Annotated in this window: 16 protein-coding genes; 2 read left to right on the top strand and 14 right to left on the bottom strand. The window is 67.0% G+C overall.

The window, feature by feature from the left end:
- Positions 1-22 precede the first annotated feature (22 nt).
- Complete coding sequence (locus ACQ3HB_RS19175; RefSeq protein ID WP_430922306.1) at positions 23-919, bottom strand: NADP-dependent oxidoreductase; 897 nt, start codon at positions 917-919, stop codon at positions 23-25.
- A 174-nt stretch (positions 920-1,093) separates the two neighbouring features.
- The gene (locus tag ACQ3HB_RS19170; protein ID WP_430922304.1) at positions 1,094-1,438 is read right to left on the bottom strand and encodes a DoxX family protein; all 345 of its coding nucleotides are present in this window, start codon (positions 1,436-1,438) and stop codon (positions 1,094-1,096) included.
- Between the two features lie 107 nt (positions 1,439-1,545).
- Between ACQ3HB_RS19170 and ACQ3HB_RS19165 the strand changes: the two genes are divergently transcribed.
- Positions 1,546-2,037, top strand: coding sequence for a winged helix-turn-helix transcriptional regulator (locus tag ACQ3HB_RS19165; protein WP_430922303.1), 492 nt, complete (start codon positions 1,546-1,548; stop codon positions 2,035-2,037).
- Positions 2,038-2,122: 85 nt separating this feature from the next.
- Here the strand turns inward: ACQ3HB_RS19165 and ACQ3HB_RS19160 are convergent, their stop codons facing one another.
- The 12 genes from ACQ3HB_RS19160 to ACQ3HB_RS19105 all read right to left on the bottom strand — a co-directional run bounded on the left by ACQ3HB_RS19160 (position 2,123) and on the right by ACQ3HB_RS19105 (position 18,068).
- Positions 2,123-3,076, bottom strand: coding sequence for an N-acetylglucosamine kinase (locus tag ACQ3HB_RS19160; RefSeq protein WP_430922301.1), 954 nt, complete (start codon positions 3,074-3,076; stop codon positions 2,123-2,125).
- Positions 3,077-3,112: 36 nt separating this feature from the next.
- A complete protein-coding gene (locus tag ACQ3HB_RS19155; protein ID WP_430922300.1) occupies positions 3,113-4,090 on the bottom strand; it encodes a DUF4432 family protein in 978 nt (325 codons plus the stop codon).
- 2 nt (positions 4,091-4,092) lie between these two features.
- Entirely contained in the window at positions 4,093-5,661 is a 1,569-nt protein-coding gene (locus ACQ3HB_RS19150; RefSeq protein WP_430922298.1) for a beta-N-acetylhexosaminidase, read from the bottom strand.
- Positions 5,658-6,446 carry a creatininase family protein gene (locus tag ACQ3HB_RS19145; RefSeq protein WP_430922296.1) on the bottom strand — a complete coding sequence of 263 codons (789 nt, stop codon included), beginning with the start codon at positions 6,444-6,446 and terminating at the stop codon, positions 5,658-5,660. The genes ACQ3HB_RS19150 and ACQ3HB_RS19145 overlap by 4 nt, the downstream gene beginning before the upstream one ends.
- Positions 6,443-8,464 carry a hypothetical protein gene (locus tag ACQ3HB_RS19140; RefSeq protein ID WP_430922294.1) on the bottom strand — a complete coding sequence of 674 codons (2,022 nt, stop codon included), beginning with the start codon at positions 8,462-8,464 and terminating at the stop codon, positions 6,443-6,445. The genes ACQ3HB_RS19145 and ACQ3HB_RS19140 overlap by 4 nt, the downstream gene beginning before the upstream one ends.
- Positions 8,461-9,378: a carbohydrate ABC transporter permease gene (locus ACQ3HB_RS19135; protein ID WP_430922293.1), complete on the bottom strand. Its 918-nt coding sequence runs from the start codon at positions 9,376-9,378 to the stop codon at positions 8,461-8,463. The genes ACQ3HB_RS19140 and ACQ3HB_RS19135 overlap by 4 nt, the downstream gene beginning before the upstream one ends.
- On the bottom strand, positions 9,375-10,361 hold the full coding sequence (locus tag ACQ3HB_RS19130) for a carbohydrate ABC transporter permease (protein ID WP_430922292.1): 987 nt from the start codon (positions 10,359-10,361) through the stop codon (positions 9,375-9,377). Before ACQ3HB_RS19130 ends, ACQ3HB_RS19135 begins: the two co-directional genes overlap by 4 nt.
- A complete protein-coding gene (locus tag ACQ3HB_RS19125; protein WP_430922290.1) occupies positions 10,358-11,620 on the bottom strand; it encodes an ABC transporter substrate-binding protein in 1,263 nt (420 codons plus the stop codon). Before ACQ3HB_RS19125 ends, ACQ3HB_RS19130 begins: the two co-directional genes overlap by 4 nt.
- 195 nt (positions 11,621-11,815) lie before the next feature.
- A complete protein-coding gene (locus ACQ3HB_RS19120; RefSeq protein WP_430922289.1) occupies positions 11,816-12,556 on the bottom strand; it encodes an NAD-dependent epimerase/dehydratase family protein in 741 nt (246 codons plus the stop codon).
- A gap of 23 nt (positions 12,557-12,579) precedes the next feature.
- Positions 12,580-13,839 carry an enolase C-terminal domain-like protein gene (locus ACQ3HB_RS19115; protein WP_430922287.1) on the bottom strand — a complete coding sequence of 420 codons (1,260 nt, stop codon included), beginning with the start codon at positions 13,837-13,839 and terminating at the stop codon, positions 12,580-12,582.
- A gap of 50 nt (positions 13,840-13,889) precedes the next feature.
- Positions 13,890-16,934, bottom strand: a complete 3,045-nt coding sequence (locus ACQ3HB_RS19110; RefSeq protein WP_430922285.1) for a FlgD immunoglobulin-like domain containing protein — start codon at positions 16,932-16,934, stop codon at positions 13,890-13,892.
- A gap of 93 nt (positions 16,935-17,027) precedes the next feature.
- Positions 17,028-18,068 carry a zinc-dependent alcohol dehydrogenase gene (locus tag ACQ3HB_RS19105; RefSeq protein ID WP_430922283.1) on the bottom strand — a complete coding sequence of 347 codons (1,041 nt, stop codon included), beginning with the start codon at positions 18,066-18,068 and terminating at the stop codon, positions 17,028-17,030.
- Positions 18,069-18,273: 205 nt separating this feature from the next.
- On the opposite strand from ACQ3HB_RS19105, the gene ACQ3HB_RS19100 reads away from it, so the two are divergent.
- A complete protein-coding gene (locus ACQ3HB_RS19100; protein WP_430922281.1) occupies positions 18,274-19,419 on the top strand; it encodes an amidohydrolase/deacetylase family metallohydrolase in 1,146 nt (381 codons plus the stop codon).
- Positions 19,420-19,421: the final 2 nt, after the last annotated feature.

The raw sequence follows: 19,421 nt of genomic DNA, 5'->3' as shown, positions 1-19,421 counted from the left end.
GCCACGTGGCCGACGAGGTCGTTCAGAGGACGACGGCGATCTTCCCCTGCACATGACGCGACCGTTGACGCTCGATGGCCGCGCCGTACTGCTCCAGCGGGAAGGTGGCCGCGACGGGCACGCTGATCCTTCCGTCGCCGACGAGCCGCACGAGTTCCTCCAGCGCTCCGACACGCGCATCGGAGCCGTTGATCGGCCGTACGCCGGCCGGCGGGTCGTCGGCTTCGATGGTCACGACCCGGTCGGCGCCGAGCTCGAGCGCGGCGAGCGCCGTATCGATGCCGAAGAGGTCCGCGGCGGCCGTGACGCCGTTCGGGGACACTGCCCTGACGCGGTCGGCGAGGCCTGCCCCGTACTCGACCGGTTCCGCTCCGAGCGAGCGGAGATACGGGGCGGATGCGGCCGAGCCGGTTCCGAGGACCCGCGCGCCCGTCGCCACCGCACGTTGCGTCACGATCGTGCCGACGCCGCCCCCGGCGGCGCCGATGAGGACGACGTCCGACCGGTCGAGGGCGAGCGCGTCGATCACAGCACTCGCCGTTCGACCCGCGATGTCGATGACTCCGGCGACCAGGTCGGGGGTCTCCGCCGGGGTGCGGTGCAGGTGCCGGTCATCCGCAGCGACGACGGCGAAGTCCGCCAGCGCAGAGCCGCGGAGACCCCCGAACACCCGTTCTCCGACCGACCATCCGCTGACGTCGCGCCCGACCGCATCGATGATTCCCGCGAAGTCGTTGCCGAACCCTGACGGGAGCACCACTCCGAACGCGCCGGCCAGTTCCTCCGAAGCGAGGATCTGCCAGTCGACGGGGTTGAGCCCCGCAACGGTGATCCTGATCCGGATCTCCCCGTCGCCCGGCTCCGGGATCACGCCCCGCTCGAGGCGGAGCACCTCCACGCCGCCGAAGGAATCATGCACCAGGAATCTGTTCACCATGCACCTCGCAACCACGACGGAGCGGCGGGTCTTCCTCCGCGTCGAAGTGTGACGCACTCCGGATGTCACCGTCTCCCGGTCGCGCAACACGGCCGCGCAGCGTCGGCGCATCGCTCCGACGAGGGCTCACCGCTCCGCACGTCAGAACGCGAACGGTCAGAACCGCGCACAGGCGACCACGATCGTGAGGATCAGGAACACCGCCGGTACTGCGAGGGAAGCGAACTCCTTGCGCCGCACGTGGACGGCGAGTGCACCGACCATCACGATGGCGAGGCCCGTGGCAGCGAGCGGGGTGAGGAACGGGGCGATGCCGGTGAGCCCCGGCAGGATGAGGCCGATGGCCCCGAGGACCTCAGCGGTTCCGAGCAAGCGGATGAGCCACGGCGCTGTTCCGTAGGTGGTGCGAATCTTGCCGCCGGACATCACGATTTTCATCGATCCGATCGCGACGAAGCCGACGGCGAGCAGGATCTGGACGACCCAGAGGACGATGTTCATACGGAATCCATTTCATTAGTTACGGTTAGTGTGTAACTGATCATGAGTGACTTTCAGATCGGTTACAAAAGGCACACGCGTGTGCGCAAGGCGCAGGAAGGTGCACCATGACCCAGCCGATCGCTCTCGAAGGCTCCGCCCGAGCGACCACCGACGATCCTGACGTCGTCGACCATCCATCCGATGCGGAGACCGCCGTCTCAGACTACGAACACGCGTGCGACCTCGCAGGGCGCGGTGAAGAGATCCGAAGCATCCTGAGTCATGTGGGAGACAAGTGGGCACTCCTGGTCGTCGGCGCCCTCGACGCCGGTACCCGCTTGCGGTTCGGTGAGCTGCAGCGCCACACCCCCGGCATTTCGCAACGGATGCTCACGGTCACCCTCCGGCGCCTCGAGCGCGACGGCCTCGTGATCCGCACAGCACACGCCGAAGTGCCGCCTCGCGTCGAGTACGAGCTCACCCCCACCGGCTCGACGTTGATCGGGCCGGCTGTCGCTCTCGCGCGGTGGGCGATGAGCAGCTACGACTCCGTGATCGAGAGCCGCGAGCAGTTCGATGCGTCCGCTCAGAGGAAACGGAAGCCGCGAGGCAGCTGAGGAGTTCCCCGGAGCTCCGACGTCGCCCCACCCGGCTCCCGCCGCCGCCCGACGAATATGGGCGGAAGGCAGGCAGTCCGGCCGATCAGGCCTCGGCGAGATTCGGTGAGCGCAACGACCGCGTCACGTGACCCCCGAACGTGATCGTCTCATCGATCGCGATGAGACGCGCGCCGTCGAGAGCATCCCCGAGCGGGCGGACACGATCCACACCGACCGACCGCATCGCGGTCGTGAGTCTTGCGGAGAAGAATGGATGCTCTGTCAGGCCTCCGACCACGCACGCGGATCCAGTGCCGGCCGCCTTCGCGCTCGTCGCGAGGCGTCGACAGGCACGATCCACGACCGAGACGGCGACCGCGTCCCCCTGCTCGGCTCTGGCAATGACGGTGGGTGCGAACATGCCCAGCCGGCGCGCGGGCGATCCGCCTCGACCGACCCACATCGGAAGGGCGGCGGTGCCGCCCGCGACCGCTGCCGCGTCCTGCGCCAATGCCGTCGCCGGCCCGCGCCCGTCCACCGCGCGAAGCGCAGCTTCGAGTCCCTGCTGACCAATCCACCGCCCGCTCCCCTCATCGCCGAGCCACGGCCCCCATCCGTCGATCTGTCGCACGACGCCATCGGCCGCTACATCGAAGACGACTGCCCCGGTCCCCGCGATGAGCACCGTTCCCGCGCCACCTGCGAACGCACCGGCGTGGGCTGCGAGCGCATCGTTCACAACGGTGACGGGGGCCTGGAAGATCTCGGTCAATCTGCTCACCAGCTCATGCACCTCGTGCGGAGCGGCCTCGACTCCTGCGGCGCCCACGCCCACGCCGGAGAGGAGTGCAAGCACGTCATCGTCGAAGGATGCGATCGTGTCCGCGATGGCCGAGACGGACCACGCGATACCGTCTTCGTCCGCGACTCCGGGGGCCCCATCGCCGCGAGCTTCGGCGATCACTTTGAGTCGCCCGTCCACCCGGGTGGTGGCCCTGGCACGACACGAGGTCTTTCCGAGGTCGATGGCGAGGATCGTGCGTTCATCGTTCGACATGGTGTGCTTTCTGATTCGGGGTCAGCGTGAAGGGGTTCACTCGTCCGCGATGCCGGGCGAGGAGTCTACGGAGAGCGTGAGTTCGATCCACGAGGACCGTTCGCCGCCGCGAGCGAGCACCGGCGCACGTCCGTCGGTGTGTGCGTCCGCGAGACTGGGGATGTCCGACGCCTGCGGTTCGATCGCGCACGCGGTGAGCCCGTCGACGTCCGCGGACCGGGTTCCCCAGAACCAGAGGTACGGGTACGCATCGATGTCCCAGGTGAGGCGGGCGGCGATGCCGAGCCGCGGATTCCGCACTGTCGCGGCGCCGGACGCGAGGCGATCGCTGAACAGCATCGCGTCGAACGGCCCGGTGGGGAAGCGCGTGAGATCCATCGAAGTCCCGTCACTCACCGGGAATGCTCCGAGCGGGCCCCGCGTCTCAGTGCGAGCATCGCCGGACCCGCTGTCGTCCACGGACCCGTGCAGCTCTCCCCCAGGCAGTTCGAACACAGCACCCTCGAGGAACGGCAAGCCGAAGGTGACGTGCTGCCCCCACAGGTAGGGCAGCTCGTCGGCGGTGTCTGCGGCACCGTCCTGGTGGCGCGCGATCCGCTCATCGAGACGGATCCGACCCGACGAGGCTCGGACGGCGACCCGTTTCTCGATCGAGAACGGCAGGTCGCGGCTCGTCGTGCGCAATCGGATGACGACCTCGTTCCCGTCATCGGCTTCGACGTCGACCGTCCACGGCCGATGCTGCACGTCGCCGTGCCGGGTGATGGACGACCCGCCGAAGTCGCAGGCAGGTCCGGCGTTCGGGAAGAGCTCGTACCAGCCGCCGACCGCGTAGTCGCGCGAACCAGCGGGGTCCGTGTAGAGCAGTTGGGTCCCCGAGCGCACATCTTCCAGATGGAAGAGGTGGGCGCCGTGGTCGACGTTGATGCGGAGCCGGACGCAGTCGTCGACGATCTCCAGGATGCGGTCTCCATCGACCGTCGAATCCACGATGCTGAGCGGTATGCCCACCATGGTCAGCGTCGTGCCGTCGCCGGCTCGACGGTCTCCCCGGCGAACGGATGCGTGTTGACGCGGAGCAGATCGAGTCTCACGATATGGGCGGGGAGCGTGGAACGGTGGAATTCGTCGCCATCGACCGGCGAGCCCCACACGACGTCCGCGAACGCGCACGCTCGTGGGAACGCCATGTACTCGACGTGTTCCGGCGTCGACATGTACTCCGTCCACAGCTGGAACTGTGCGCCGATGACGTGGGCGCGCGCCGTCGGATCGAGCGAGACGGGCACCGGACGGTAACGGTGGACGGAGGCCACGTCGATGATCGTGCCGTGGGCGAGCGGTTCGTTCGCCGGATCGCCCTGGTAGTAGTCGAAGTACGTCTGATCGAACGGGGCCATCACGACGTCGTGTCCGAGTTCAGCCGCGGCGATGCCTCCGCTCTCGCCTCGCCAGGACATGACGGCCGCGCCCGCAGGCAAACCTCCGTCGAGGATCTCGTCCCATCCGATGGCGCGTCGGCCACGGCTGTGGACGAACTCCGTCATCCGACGCATGAACCAGCTCTGCAGTTCGTCTTCGGTCCGGAGGCCGTGTTCGCGCATCCTCGCCTGTGCGAGCTCGCTCGAGCGCCACTCGTCCTTCGGCACCTCGTCGGCGCCCAGGTGGACGAATTCGGACGGGAAGACGTCGAACACCTCGTCGAGCACGTCCCGGCAGAAGTCGAGTGTCCGATCGGCGACGGACAGGATGTGCGGTGACACTCCCCAGCCGGTGCCGACACCGATCTCGATGCCGTTGCCGAGCGATGGATACGCAGCGATGGCGGCTTGCGAGTGGCCGGGCATCTCGATTTCGGGGACGACCTCGATGCCGAGTCGTCTGGCATGTTCGATGACGCCGGTCATGTCCGCGCGCGTGTAGAACCCTCCGTGTGGGATGCCGTCGTGCGGCCCGTCGTCCTGCCAGGGCGGCACGTGCACGCCGACGACGGTCCCCGGACGCCAGGCGCCGATCTCGGTGAGCAGCGGATACGCGGTCACCTCGAATCGCCAGCCTTGATCGTCGGTGAGGTGGAGGTGCAGGCGGTTCAGCTTGTGCAGCGCGAGCAGATCGATGAACCGGTGCACGAACTCAATCGGCATCATGTGCCTCACGACGTCGAGGTGGGCCCCGCGCCACCGGTGTTCCGGGTGGTCGTCGATGTGCACCGCAGGAGCGTTCCACTCGACACCGTTGACCGGTTCACGCGAGAAGACCTCCGGAGGCAGCAGCTGACGGAACGTCTGGACGGCGCGCAAGGCACCGAGCCGGTCTGAGGCCACGATCCGGACCCGGTCGTGCCGCACCGTCAGCTCGTACGCTTCCGGCCCGGTCCCGGCGACGGGTCCCTGATGGAACTCGATGTCGCCGCGTCGGCTCGCGTGCAGCGGGAGTCCTGTGGCCGGGCGGAGGAGCTCCGCGAGCACTTCGGCCGCTTCCGCCAGTTGCGGTGCGGCCGATATCGTCGTCCCGGCGTGGAGGACGAACGGCCCGTCCGGGAGTTCCGCGACCGAGCGCGGCGTGGGCACGAGTGCGAACGTCATGATCGGACCTCGTTCCGCGTGAGCGGGCTGCTCTGCGTGTCTGCCGTGAACTGATCGACGAAGCGCAGGGTGCGTTCGAGGAACCGGTCGACGAGCTCCGTCCCGATCTCCACACGCGCCCTGCGCGGATCGCCCAAGGTCCCGTTGGAGGTCCAGAGCGAGAACGGTTGGGGCAGATCGACTCGCGGGGCCGGCGAATCCGTCGAACCGTCGAGCGGCAACAGCTCCGCAGGTCCTTCGATCGCCTCCGTGCGGACGAGCGACGGATCCAGTTCGAGTGCGAGCGAGGTCTCGATCTCACAGGCGTGGTGATACCGGTGGCCCGCCTCGAAATGCGCCGGAGTCAGGTCGCCGACGGTCTGACCCCACATGACGTGCGCGACCTCACAACCGAGGTCCCGGCCGATCTCCCGCGCGGCGAGCCTGGTCGCATCGGTGTTCCCGCCGTGTCCGTTGATGACGAGGACCTTCGTGATGCCGTTGGCGACGAGGGATTCGCAGAGGTCGCGGAGGAACGCCATGAGGGTTGCAGGGCGAAGGGTCAGGGTGCCGGGGTAGCCGAGGTGGTGCTCCGACAGCCCGTACGGCATGGGCGGGCACAGGACGGACCGCTCGCCGAGGGCGGCGTCGACCCTGGCGGCGAGTTCGGTGGCGATGGCGATGTCGGTCCGCAACTCCAGGTGCGGACCATGCTGCTCGGTCGCTCCGATCGGGACGATGGCGACCACGGCCGACTGGAGGAGCGTTCCTGCTTCGACGGTGGTCAGGCCGGACAACTCGGTCACGGGAGTTCCTCACTGGGCGTGGACGGGCGGGTGGATGCGGTGGATGTGACGGCGGCGCCCGTGAGACGGAGCGCGGAGACGCCCTTCGGCGGAACGCGGACGACGACGGCTCCGTCGACGAACCTGACCGCCAGAGATGCGGAACCGGAGAGCAGTTCCGCACCGGTGACCGGCTCGGCGGGTCGGAACGTCCCGTCACGGAAGACGTGGTCCGAATTGTGCAGCAGGACACGCGTCGTCGTCGGAGACTCACGAGACACCATCAGTTGGACCGAGGAGCTCGCTCCCGGGGCCGTGAACGGCCCGCCTTCGCCCAGTGCCGGGGCGCGGAGCACGGCGGCGACGCGCTCGACGAGGTCGGCCGGAGGGAGGTTCATGGCGAGCTCGAACAGCCACGAGTCCTGCGCCTCCGGTTCGCCGTCGTCGATGCGCCTCCCCGCCGCTTCCTCCCGCCACACGTCGACCATCCCGCCGGACTCGCGGCGGACGACCGACCACGAACCATCGAAGCCGCCGTCGGTATCGAGAGTCGGCCCGAACGTCACGAATTCGTCGTGCGACGCGGCGACGTCGTCGAGCAGGTCGCTCGGGTACACGTCGGGCCGGAGGACCAGAACTGCCCCCGGGACGAGTCGGTGGTCTCCGATCGGGGCGATCGCGGAGATGATCGCGCCTGCCCGGAGCAGGGCGGCGAGGAGCGTGTGGGTGTGCGCCACACGGTTCCGTCGGAATGAGGCGAGTTCCTTCCTGAGCGCGGCCGGGTCGTAGAGCAGGGTGAAGCCTGCTCCGGCGCCCGCGGACGGGGACGTCCCGCTTTCACAACTGCGGCGGAGCACATCGAGCCTGTTCCAGCTCGCGGCATCGAGTCCGTCGGCCAGGCAGAACAGCGCCGCGTCGAGGCAGGGCGCCGTCGTCGCGCCACCGGGGCGCTGCGCGCGGACGGAGGTGAGCGTGCGGATGTCCCGCTCGAGCATCGCCGGCGCGGTGTGGACGACATCCCACTGTTCGAAGGTGTCGTGGACGGCGACGAGGCCGGACAGCGGCAGCTCGGGCACGTGCGCCCGAATGAGCAGCACGGTGGCCAGCTGGCCGTGGATCGGCGGCAGCGTGGGTTCCTCCAGCAGTTCGACCGCAGAGGAGGAGGTCTCGAGCACCATCCGGTCGATGCCGATGCGGGCGAGCGCCGCGTAGTCGACGCCGTAGCGGTACAGCGCTTCGAAGGGATCACGGGTCCAGGCGTTGTTCAGCATCGTCTTCGCCCCCACGGCGTGCAGACGGTCGACCACCGCGGACCAGAAGTCGGTCCAGCGCGCCGCGATGAACTCGATCCACTCGAGTCGCGCCTCGGCCCAGATCCAGGCGGACCTGTCGGCGGTCGGCCCGGCCGGAACCGTGCATGCCGTCGCGTCCTCGAACTGGTGGATGAGGTCGTCGGAGAAATCGGCGCGCCACACCGGCAGGCGCGGGCTCGTGTATCCATCGGCGCCGTGCAGGCCGTCGAATCCGTAGTAGTCGAAGACGGCGACGAGCCCGTCCGCGAACACGTCCTGATAGAACCGTCCGTCTGCGAGCCGTTTCAGCGGGTTCAGCAGCCCGGGAACGGGCTCGCCCGAGCTGTCGGTGACCGTCATCTCCGGGTGCGCCAGGTTCCACGCGCTATGCCGGACCTCGCCGTCGAGCGGGTACTGGTGCAGGTCGAACACGGCGAAGTAGACGGCGATGCCGGACACCTGCAGTGCGGTGACGAGCTGACGCAGCCGAGCGCGAGTCCAGTCCTGCCGGGGACCCCGAACACTGTCGGGGCGCGCGGCGTACGATGTGCACTCCGTCGGGATCAGACCATCGTCGTCAGTGCCGTGGGCGTGCACGAACTCGGCGCTGAAGAGGAGCAACGACAGGATCGTCGGCCGATCCCCCATGTCTGCCAACACCTGCTCCACGCCCAGGTCGTCTCGCGTGACGTCGAATGCGATCAGCTCGATCCACACATGCTTCGCCGGCCCGGTCAAGCGCGTCACTTGAGCCCCGTCACGACGACGCCCTGCATGAACCACTTCTGGGCGACCGCGAACAGGACGATGCAGGGAAGCATCGAGAACAGTGTCGCCGCCATCATGAGCGGGAAGTTCTGGCTCTGCGCGCCGACGAAGTTGCTGATGCCGAGCGAGAGCGGGAACTTGTCCTGCGATTGCAGGAAGATGAGGGGTCCGAGATAGTCGTTCCAGTACTGGAGGAACGCGAACAGGCCGACGATCATGAGCGCCGGCTTCGACAGCGGCAGGATGATCGTGAACAGGATGCGGATCGACCCCGCGCCGTCGAGGCGAGCCGCCTCATCGAGTTCCAAGGGGATGTTCATGAAGAACTGCCGGAGCAGGAACGTGTTGAACGGCGCCGCGAAGAACGCAGGCACGAGGATCGGCAGGTAGGTGTCGATCCAGCCGATGTTGCTGAAGATGATGTACGACGGAACGACCGTCACCCAGATCGGCACCATCATCGTGCTCAGCATGAGGATGAAGAGCGGTTCACGGCCCCGGAAACGGAACCGGGCGAAGCCGTAGGCGGCGAACGCGCTGCTGATGATGCTCCCCGCGACGCCGACGACGGTCAGGAAGATCGTGTTGAGCGTGTAGGTGAGGAACGGCGCCTCCGTGAAGATGTCCGCGAAGTTCGCCCAGTCGACCGGGTTCGGGAACCATTTGATCGGGTACTGGTACACCTGGTCTGGCGTCTTCAGGCTCGTGCTCAGCATCCAGAAGAACGGCACCATATACATGATGCAGCCCACGGCCAGCACCGCGTAGGTGATGAGCATGATCATGCGGCGGCGAGCGGATCGGGTCTGTCCGGGTCGCGGTGTCGGTTCGACCGGCTGAGGACGGCCTGGCACAACCGACTTCGGGGGCAGCGGGCGGGTGGTGACGGTCATCGGTTCTTCCCTCGGTCGGCGGCGTAGAAGACCCATTTGCCTGAGGTCCCGTAGAAGATGGCCGTGATGATCAGGATGATGGCGAACAGGATCATCGAGAGGGCGCAGGCGTAGCCGAGTCGGAGGTCCTTGAAGGCGGTGTCGTAGATGTAGAGCGAGAAGAAGTACGAACCGTAGTCCGGGCCGCCCTTCGTCATGACGAACGCCTGGGTGAAGATCTGGAACGTGCCGATGAGACCGAGGATCAGCTGGAGCAGGATCACCGGCGACATCATGGGCAGGGTGACGGCCCGGAAGGTCGCCCACCAGCCGGCTCCGTCGAGGCCGGCGGCTTCGTAGAGCTCCGTGGGAATGCCCTGCAGACCGCCCAGGTAGATGATGATCGACGAGCCGACCGCCCACAACTGCATGATGACAATGGCCGGGATCACCCAGGTCTGACTGGTGAGCCACGGGATGGGTTCGACCCCGACGAGGGCGAGAGCGCCGTTGATGACACCGAAGTCGCGGTGGAAGACGAAGCCCCACAGGACGGTCACGGCGACGCCAGAGAGGACCGACGGCAGATAGTAGATGGTACGGAAGACGCCCATGCCGACGAACTTCTGATTCATGAGCATCGCTATGCCGAGCCCCAGGACGAGGCTGAGCGGCAGGTACAGGGCGACGAAGATGAAGGTCACCTTGAGCGACTGCCAGAAGAGCGGGTCGTCGGTGAAGATCTTCACGTAGTTGTCGAGGCCGATCCAGAGGGGTGCGCCGCCGCCCGACCAGTCGGTGAAGGACAGATAGATCGCGATGCCGATGGGGATCGCGGAGAACAGGAGGAAGCCGATGAGCCACGGCTGGATCCAGAGGAATCCGGCCCTGGCCTCACGCCTGGCGTGCGGGCTCGGCTTCTTCCTGCCGGGGCGGGCGGGTCCCGCCGCCACCTGCGGAGACCTGGCTGCGCTCTCGACGAGTGGCGACAGGACCGTGCTCACCGGTTGGTCTCTTCCTGGATCTTGGCGAGGGTGTCCTTGGCGTCTCCCGCGTTGCCGTTCATCAGCGTCGCGACGCGGTTGCCGTAGGCGATCTCGTACTTCGCCCACAGGGGCGGGTAGGAGATCCTCGCGGCGTCGTCACCGATCTCCGGGAACAGGGTCTCGGTCTTCGGATCCGTCGATCGGGTCGTGAGCGGCACTCCGACCATGTACGGGATGGTCGCCTGGACGTCGGCCGAGGCGAGGTACTCGAGGAACTTCCACGTCTCGTCCGCGTTCTTCGCGTCCCGGCTGAGTCCCCAACCGCCGCCGGCCGTGGCGATCTCCCGGTTGCCCGTCGTCCCCTTCGGCAATGGCACGATCTCCCATTCGAAGCGGTCGGCGATGGCCTCCTTCGCGCCGCCCGCGTACCAGGACCCGTTCATGAACATGCCGACGAGGCCGCCTGCGAACGGGTCGACTCCGGTCGGGAGTCCGTCGGAGCTCGGAACGGCTCCTGCGGTGATCGCACGGTTGATCTGTTCGAAGGTGGCGATGTTCGCGTCGTTGTCCAGGATCGATTTGGTACCGTCCTCGCTGAAGACTTCTCCACCGTTCGCTTTCATCACACCGCGCATACCCCACGAACTGCCGTTGACGAAACCGCCCCAGCGTGTCTGCTTGCCGCCTTCCTTCACCGTGAAGGCCTCGGCGAGCGTGTAGAACTCCTCCCACGTCCATGAGCCGTCCGGGATCGGGATGCCGAGCGAGTCGAACATGGTCTTGTTGATGTAGATGCCGTAGGCGGAGAGGCCTTCGGGAAGGCCGTAGAGCTTGCCGTCCACCGCAAACTGTTCCTCGACCGCAGGGTAGAAGTCCTTGCGGTCCACGAGGTCGCCGGTCTTGATGAACGGGTCGAGCGGCTGGAGCCACCCCTGCTTGGCGTGGGCGGAGAGTTCGAGGGTCCGGACGTAGTAGATGTCCGGCAGCGTCTTCGCGAGCGCCTGCGTCTTGACCCTCGTGTTGTACTGCTCGCCGTCGGCGATGTTGAGCAGGTTGATCTTGGCGCCCGGCGTGAGCGACTGGTAGGCCTTGATGACGTCGCGGAGCTGCTTCTCCCAGTCCGCCGAGTCGTTTGCGAGCAGTGAGATGGTGCCTGTGCCGGCCCCGCCACCGGTGGAGCAGGCGGCGAGCGCCAGCAGCGCAGCGGTGGAGACCGCTCCGCTCAGAAAGGTGCGACGGGTTGCTTCGTGCGTGAACAGACCTGATGATTTCGCCATGGGGCTCTCCTCGTGTTTCGCCAATGAATGTGATGAGACTGTTCCCGCTCGTGCTGCTGCGGGAGGGCGTTGCGCGTGCTCGAACTATCGGTGCGGTGGGAAGCTGGGGGGGGTACCTGCTTCTCGGTTCTAGTTCACATATTCGAACTAGAGGTCGGCTACCTGGACCGATCGTATCGACCGGGGTAACCGGTGTCAATGATCCGAATCCCCCTTCGCGACCGAGGCCGGGGGATGTCTCCGCGAGCGCGGCGACCACCCGAGCAGCCGCTGCGTGCGCGACCAGTCGAGATGTCGCCGCTCGTGGTCCCCTGTGACCGTGAGGGTCGTGAATCCGGGGATCGGGGTTGCGATGGCCGCAAGGAACGCGGCCGCCGTGTCGCTCGCGGAGGTCATGACGTCCGCGTGCTTGTCGTCGAGAGCGTCCCGCCATTCCGCGTCGGACAGCGGCAGGACCAAGCGGAGGACGGTGACGTCGAGCCCGTGCTCGACGCATGCGGCGGCGCACAGCTCCTCGCCGAGGCGTTTCGACAGCCCGTACGCGTCGAACGCATCGGGGACCGTCTCGTCCTCGGCTTCGAGGAACCGCTCGAATACGGACATCGAGCCCGCGACGAGCACCCGGGGAACGCCTGAGCGAGCCGATGCCTGCACCGCGTTGTAGAGTCCGGTGACATTCACATCGAACTGGCTGCGAGCCCACACCGGGGTCCCCCAGCCCTCCTTCGTCCCCATCGCCATGTACAGGACGAGGTCCATGTCCTTCGACACCTCAGCCAAGCGGTCCTGGTCGAGGACGTCGATCAGGACCGTCGCGACCCCGTCGGGAACCGGGCCGCCCACCCGATCCGCGACGGTGACCGAATGCATCTCGGCCAGGGCCGGCACGATGAGCCGACCCAGATGCCCGGCCCCTCCGATCACCAGGATTCGCATGGGCAGTCCTCTCTCGCGCGGCGTCACAGCCACACCGGGTGTTGCATCGCGTTCCGATGCATGGCGTCGAATTCAAGACTGTGGTCGTCCTCGCGGATCGACAACGATGCGCCGGAACCCTGCACCGGCATCGTCGCGTTCACCGTGCTGTCGTCCCAGAGCTGAGCGGCACTCACATACTGCCTGGCACTCCCGTCGCCGAGAGCGAAGGTGAGCAGCCGTCGGAGGGGCGGAGGCGCCGTGCCCCTCGGCACGCGGAGCCGTTCCAGGAGGTCCTCATCGACCGCGATGCCGAGGCCGGGGGCATCCGGCACGCGCACGTGCCCGTCCGCGATCTCGAGCGAATCCACGAGCAGATCCTCGCGGTAGATGTTCATCGCCGTGACCGCGGGCAGGCGAGCGGCAGGAACGACGGAACCGAGATGCGCGACCCAAGCGGTGGTGATCCCCGTTCCGCAGAGCTGGAGGAACACCTCCTTGTGGAAGGCCTGCGCTGCATCGGCCTGACCGAAGACCGTCGCGGGCTCGGGGCCGCTCACGACGAATCCGTCGAGCGTGTCCGCAGAGAGCCATCCCGGAACCAGGTGCGGGTCGTAGTGCTCGACGAGGGGCGTCGAGATCGCAGCACGCAGCCGGGCCTGACCCGCCGTGTCGGTCCGATCGATCGGACTCTCGAAGAGCCCGATCTTCTCCTGCTGCTGCAGCCGCGCGAGCACCGGCAACGCGCGCCCGGCGCTCACGAGCATCGAGTTCCAGTCGAGATCGATCCGGTAGTCCTCCGGCGTCACCGCCGCGACCGCGTCGACCTGCTCGTGGATGTCGAACCATGGCCGGGCTTTGATCTTGTGCGAACGGTACCCGGCGGCGACAGCGTCGGCAGCCTGACTGGCGAGGAGTCCCGCCGGCATCTTGGTGTTCCACCAGGAGATCGGACAGCGGTCCCGGACGACCGGACGGGCGAAGAGCCGATTGACGGGCACACCCATCGATTGGCCGAGGACGTCGTACAACGCCATCCTCAGACTCACGCCGACGCCCGGCGAGGCGAGCACCTCGAGGGGTGTCCTCCCGACGGCGAACGCGGCGAGCTCGTCCTCGACGGTCTCGCCCGTGTAGTAGACGAGGGTCTCCCCGAATCCGACGACGTGGGGACTGTCGGTACGCACGCGCACCACTTCGAGGTACTCCCACCCGTGATTGTTCAGCCTCGTCCAGGACTCGATGGAGGGCAGGAACGGGCTCCTCACGAAGATCGATTCCACGTCGGTGATGATCGGTTGCATCGATATCCTCCTCAGCGATTCGAGCGGATCCTGCCGTGTGGTCGCCGGCGTCACGGCGTCTTCACGAATGTAAAGCGGTCGAGGTAGATCGTGGCGTAGTCGGTCGCGTCCCCGGTCGAAGCGAGGTACACGAACTCGGTCGCCGTCTGCGACGGAGTGAAGGTCCCCACTTTCACGGTCCGCCACAGCTGGTTCTCCAGCTGCGACCCGTTCACGGTCACTGCGGTCGTCACGGGCGCACCCGCCGTCCCGTCGTACACACCGATGGTGAACGCATCCGACGTCGGGCGGGACATCGTCGGGTAGTCGTTCGCGTCGTAGAGCACGTCTTTCGCGAACCGAACCTTGACCGTGGCGTAGAGGTCGTATGAGACGCCGGGTTCGAGCTGCTGCGCGTCCCAATCCCAGCTCAGATTCCAGCCGGTCCCGCCGCTCTGAACCGTCTCAACGCCGGTCGACCCGTCAGAAGCGCTCGTGTCGACATTCGCCTTGGTCGCGTCGTTGTGCAGGGTGAACGCACCGTCCTGGCCCACCAGTTCCGGCACGGTCGTCGACTTCGCGAGCTTGAGGATCCGTCCCTCACCGGGAGTGAACGGCAGATCCGTGACGACGATGTCCGAGCCGCTCGTCACGAAGGGGATCGCTGCGCCAGATGCGACGTCCGTGATTCCGCTGGTGACCGATCCGAGCGCGTCCCGGTCGATGGTGATGGTCACGTTCGCGTCGGCGGCGACGTCGTGGTTGACCACGACGAGGTAGGTGTCGCCCGTGGCATTGTCCACGTGCGTCGTGACGTCCGCGTTCGGGTAGGCTCCGGAACCTCCTCCACCGCCGGTCGCCGTTGCGGCGTTCGCGACTCTCGTGAGGTTCTGGATGACCGGCTTCAGCGCCGCGAGCTCCGTGAACATCTGCTTGACGATGTCGTAGCGTGCGGTGTGGTTCCCGTCGATGTCGATCATGCCGTTCCACGCATTCGTCGCCTGGTACATGAAGTAGTGGAATCCCTTCGAGCCGTGTCCGATCGCTTCGTAGGTCATCGCGCGGATCTCGGCGTCGCTCGGATCGCGGTACCAACCGGGCTGTCCGAACGCCTGGAGGATCGTCCACAACGGTGCGGAACTCGTGACGTCCTTCTTGGTCTGCAGGTGGAGGAAGTCGAGGAGTACCTCGTAGTCGAGACCCGGATAGCCGATGTCGGTGAAATCGCCGGCCGCGCGCCCCCAGAGCGCACCGTACGGGTCCGATGTCATCGCCTGCAGACCGATCGAGGAGAAGTACTTGTCAGCGCTGTGCACACCGCTCAGATCGACCATGACGGCGTGTTCCGGGTCGGCCGTCTCGACGAGCTTCTTCAGCTTGCCGACGGTCTCGCGCAGCTGGTCGTTGCCGTGCGGCGGCTCGTCGTAGAGGAGGTAGCCGGCGAAGGCGCTCTTCGACTTCAGCTGGTCGACGATGGCGTGCACGCGAGCCTGCATCGCGAACTCGTCGCTGTTGACCGGATCGCTGTAGATGACGTCCCACCAACGCGGGTTCACCACGACGGACAGACCGTGCTCCGCCGCCTTGTCGAGGATCGCACCCGTCACAGCAGGACGCGTCACGTCGAAGTTGCTGATGATGACGTCGTTCGCCCCTGCTGCTGCGAGGTCGGCGAACGTCGTGTCCGCGTAGCTCGCGGCATCGGCCACGTTCTTCGGGATGCGCGCCCCCTCGTACCAGACGCCCAACGGGAACTGAGCCTCCGGGTGCAGGTTCGGCGCTTCTGCCAGCGTCACGCCGTCCTTCGCCCGGATGCTTGCGGCGTGCACGGTCGAGCCGTACTGCACACGCGCCTCGTACACGTCGTTCGCCGCCGGCGCGCCGGCCGCGTCCAGGCCGTCCCAGAAGACCGACCCCTCGCCCGTCACCGAACCGGCGTCGAGGAGCGTCCTGACCACGGCGCCCGCAGAGTTCCGGATCGTCACGGTCACGGTCTGCGTGCCGGGGACGCTGAATGTCACGGTCGTCGAGTCGTTGACGCCAGGCGAGGTGGTCGGTGAGATCTGGTAGGGGTACGCCGTGGCGCTCTGCGGCAGCGCCTCCGAAACGGTCGCCCTGGTGAGCGTCACCTTGTCGATCAGTACCGCCGGGAACTGGGCGGCGTTGTCGACCCGCGAGAAGAAGATACGGTTCACGTGCGTGGGATCGAACGTCACGGGGGCGGTGAAGGTGACGGGCCAGACGAAGTCGTACTTCGCGTTCTCGTCGTCGCGAGGGCTCGCGTAGGTGTGGGGCGGCAGGAGATGGACGCCGGCGGTCGCGTCGTAGACGCCGACCCCGAACGTCTCGCCTATGGACCCGAGGAAGTCGGTGCGTTCCATCTTGACGGTCGCGCTGATCGTGTACGGTACACCGGCCTCGATCTTCGAGCCGTCGACATCGGCCTGGACGTCCCAGCTGAGGCCCGGACCGTTCACGAGCCGGGCCGCACTCCCGTCGACGGCCGTCTCCTCATGCACGATCGACGCGCCGTTGTACCGGATGAACGACGAGTCCTCGATGTCGTACGGCTGGTACGGACGGAATGAGAACGAGTCGACGGCGATCGTGGAGACCTGTGCCGCGTTGTCGACGTTGGCGATGTAGACGCCGAGCGTGTTCGCTGACGCCGTCGGGACGAACGTGCCGATGCGGTAGTCCGCCCACACGCCGTTCGAGGTCTGCGAGGCCTGCACTGAGCGGTCCGGCAGGACGAACTGGCCGGCCGTGAGGTCGTACACGCCCATGCTGAACGCGCGTCCGCTCGGTGACGTCGTGGTATGCGCGACCTTCACCCGCGCGAAGACCTCGTAGGCCTGATCGGACACGAGGGAGCTGAAGTCGGCGTTCCGGAACTGGATGTTCCAACCGAGCCCGGTGTTGGCGACCACCGCGGCCGAGCCGTCGGACGCCGAGGAGTCGGCAGTCGCGACGGCTCCGTTCTGCAGGGTGAACGCCGAGTCCTGCATCTCCGTGCCGGCAGCGGCGGCGGGCTCCACGTCCGCGGAGAACGGCACGCTCACCGCCCCGAGGACGAGCGCCACGATGGCTGCCGTGGACAACCAAGGTCGTTTCATATCGATTTCCTTCGTCGGATCGAGTGGAGCGATGGAGGTGCAGGACACGTGCGGCGGCGTTGGAGTGCGGTGCGCTGGAGAGGTCTGGAGCCGTCAGCCTCCGAGGCGGACGAGGATCTTGGAGGCGGTGCTCGAGCCGTCCGCGAGGTCGGCGAACGCGCGCGGCGCGGCATGCAATGAGACGGACCCGTCGATGAGCGGCTCGAGCGAGGAGGCGTTGTCTGCAACCCATGCGGCCGTGCTGCGGAACTGCTCGGCGGTGTAGCAGAAGCTCCCGATGACGGTGCGCTCCTCGGTACTGATGCGGTACGCGTCGAGTTCCACGGCGGGCGCTCCCATCCCGACGAGCACAACGGTCGCGCCCGGCGCCGAGACGGCGAGAGCCTGACCGAGGGTGCTGCTGAGCGCGACGGCGTCGATCACAACGTCCGGTCGACGTCCGAGCGTCGCCTCCACCGCGGCCGCGAGGTCCTGTTCTGCCGGGTTCACGACGGCGAAGCCGAGTCTCATGACGAGCGCGGCGCGGGACGGGGAGATCTCCGAGACGACGACTCGTCCTCCCAATCGCCTCGCTCCGAGGGCCGCAGCTTGTCCGATGGGGCCGCCGCCGATGACGAGTACGGCGCTGCCCGCGGTCACGTCTCCTCGGGAGGCGGCTCTGAATCCGACGGAGAGTGGCTCGACGAGCGCACCGAGGTCGACGGGCATTTCCTTCGGCAGCACGACCACGTTTCGGGACGGCACCACGATCTGCTCGGCGAAGGCTGCGACGATGAGCGGGTCCACACCGATGACCCGGCGGTTGGGGCAGAGTTCGTCCGCGGGGTCGAGGCACGCAGGGCATGTCCCGCAGCCGATGACGGGATCGATCGTGACGATGTCGCCGACGCTCGGCGGGCTGACCACGTCGGCGCCGATCCGCGAGACACGGCCGACGGTCTCGTGCCCCATCACCTGTCCGGGGACCCGGCGTCCGTTCTCCCCCGTGTACCCGTGGAGGTCGGAGCCGCAGATGCCGGTGGCGATGACATCGATGAGCACTTCACCGGTGCCGGGCGCCGGATCGGGCCGATCCTCCACTGCCAACTGGTTCGGGCCGTGGTACACGAGTACTTTCACTGGAGCTCTTTTCATGCATGTGAACTTGTATCCATCTTTATGAACGAACGTCAGCATAGCCACGTGGTTCCAGAAATGTGAAGCGTTTCAGCCAAACTCTTTTCACGAAAAGTTCAGATAGCCGAATCTGTATTCATGTATACGGAATTCTGCTAGCCTATCCAGCACTCATGGCAACGCGGTGGAGGACACTGCGGCCCACCCCTGGAAACGGAGCCACATGCCCGCCGCCTCCCCACCCGCGATCATCATGGGCGGGTCGGTCTTCGATTCGCGCTCCCGTTCGTTCAGCGCCTCTCCGGTCCGGCTCGAAGACGGCGTCATCGCGGGAACCGACGCGCCTGATACCGGCGCCGATGTGATCGACGCAACCGGTCTCATCGTCACGGCCGGGCTCGTGGACCTGCACACGCACGTCTTCGTCGGCCAGGACGCCGGAGTCGAACCGGACGCGCTCGGAGCCCGCACGGGCGTCACGACGATGGTCGATGCGGGGAGCTCCGGAGCACACCTGTTCGAGGCGTTCACCAAGACCACACTGGAACCGTCCGAGACCCGCATCGTCGCCTTCCTCAACATCTCGACGATCGGCATCACGAGCTTCAGGCTCCGCGGAGAGCTGCGCACGATCGAGTACTGCGATCCACAGGCCGCCGTAGCGATGGCCGAAGCACACCGCGACACGATCGTCGGCATCAAGGTCAGGGCCTCCGCGGACGTCGGCGCCGAGAACGCCGTCGAAGCGCTCGGCCGCGCGCGCTCCGCCGCCGACAGCACGGGGCTCCCTCTCATGGTCCACCTCGGGCCCGCTCCCGCGACAGTCGACCAGATCCTCGACAGGCTCGAACCGGGGGACGTGCTGACCCACTGCTTCACGGGGTTCACCGGCAATCAGGTCGTGGACGCCGCGCCGAGAGCCTCGGTCCGACGGGCATACGAGCGGGGCGTCCTGTTCGACGTCGGACACGGCGGCACCGGATTCGACGCGACGGTCGCCCGCACGATGATCGACGCCGGCCTCCCGCCGCACACGATCAGCTCCGACGTGCACGCGCACTCGATCGCCACACTTCCGGGCGGCCTGCCGTCGACCATGTCGAAGCTCCTCGCACTCGGCCTCCCCCTCGCGTACGTCATCGACGCGGCCACGGCACGACCCGCCGCGGCAGTCCGTCTCGGGCGGCTCGGCGTCGGCACGCTCGACGTCGGCACGAGGGCGGATGTCGCCGCGTTCCGTCTCGTCGAGCGCGAGACGAGCTTCACCGACGGCCACGGCCACACCTTCACCGGGACGCAAGAGCTCGAACCGGTGTTCACCATCCGGAACGGACGACGGGTCTTCGGTCTGTCGGACGAACAGAACTGACA

The organism is Plantibacter lichenum (genome assembly GCF_050587525.1).
Lineage (GTDB): Bacteria > Actinomycetota > Actinomycetes > Actinomycetales > Microbacteriaceae > Plantibacter.
The sequence above is the reverse complement of the archived record's forward strand: the minus strand, read 5'-3'. Positions and strand labels throughout refer to the sequence as shown.

What these genes read in the sequence shown, in the direction of transcription:
- ACQ3HB_RS19170 (WP_430922304.1), bottom strand. Translation starts at nt 1,438, where the DNA reads ATGAACATCGTCCTCTGGGTCGTCCAGATCCTGCTCGCCGTCGGCTTC.
- ACQ3HB_RS19165 (WP_430922303.1), top strand. Translation starts at nt 1,546, where the DNA reads ATGACCCAGCCGATCGCTCTCGAAGGCTCCGCCCGAGCGACCACCGAC.
- ACQ3HB_RS19160 (WP_430922301.1), bottom strand. Translation starts at nt 3,076, where the DNA reads ATGTCGAACGATGAACGCACGATCCTCGCCATCGACCTCGGAAAGACC.
- ACQ3HB_RS19155 (WP_430922300.1), bottom strand. Translation starts at nt 4,090, where the DNA reads ATGGTGGGCATACCGCTCAGCATCGTGGATTCGACGGTCGATGGAGAC.
- ACQ3HB_RS19150 (WP_430922298.1), bottom strand. Translation starts at nt 5,661, where the DNA reads ATGACGTTCGCACTCGTGCCCACGCCGCGCTCGGTCGCGGAACTCCCG.
- ACQ3HB_RS19135 (WP_430922293.1), bottom strand. Translation starts at nt 9,378, where the DNA reads ATGACCGTCACCACCCGCCCGCTGCCCCCGAAGTCGGTTGTGCCAGGC.
- ACQ3HB_RS19125 (WP_430922290.1), bottom strand. Translation starts at nt 11,620, where the DNA reads ATGGCGAAATCATCAGGTCTGTTCACGCACGAAGCAACCCGTCGCACC.
- ACQ3HB_RS19120 (WP_430922289.1), bottom strand. Translation starts at nt 12,556, where the DNA reads ATGCGAATCCTGGTGATCGGAGGGGCCGGGCATCTGGGTCGGCTCATC.
- ACQ3HB_RS19115 (WP_430922287.1), bottom strand. Translation starts at nt 13,839, where the DNA reads ATGCAACCGATCATCACCGACGTGGAATCGATCTTCGTGAGGAGCCCG.
- ACQ3HB_RS19110 (WP_430922285.1), bottom strand. Translation starts at nt 16,934, where the DNA reads ATGAAACGACCTTGGTTGTCCACGGCAGCCATCGTGGCGCTCGTCCTC.
- ACQ3HB_RS19105 (WP_430922283.1), bottom strand. Translation starts at nt 18,068, where the DNA reads ATGAAAAGAGCTCCAGTGAAAGTACTCGTGTACCACGGCCCGAACCAG.
- ACQ3HB_RS19100 (WP_430922281.1), top strand. Translation starts at nt 18,274, where the DNA reads ATGCCCGCCGCCTCCCCACCCGCGATCATCATGGGCGGGTCGGTCTTC.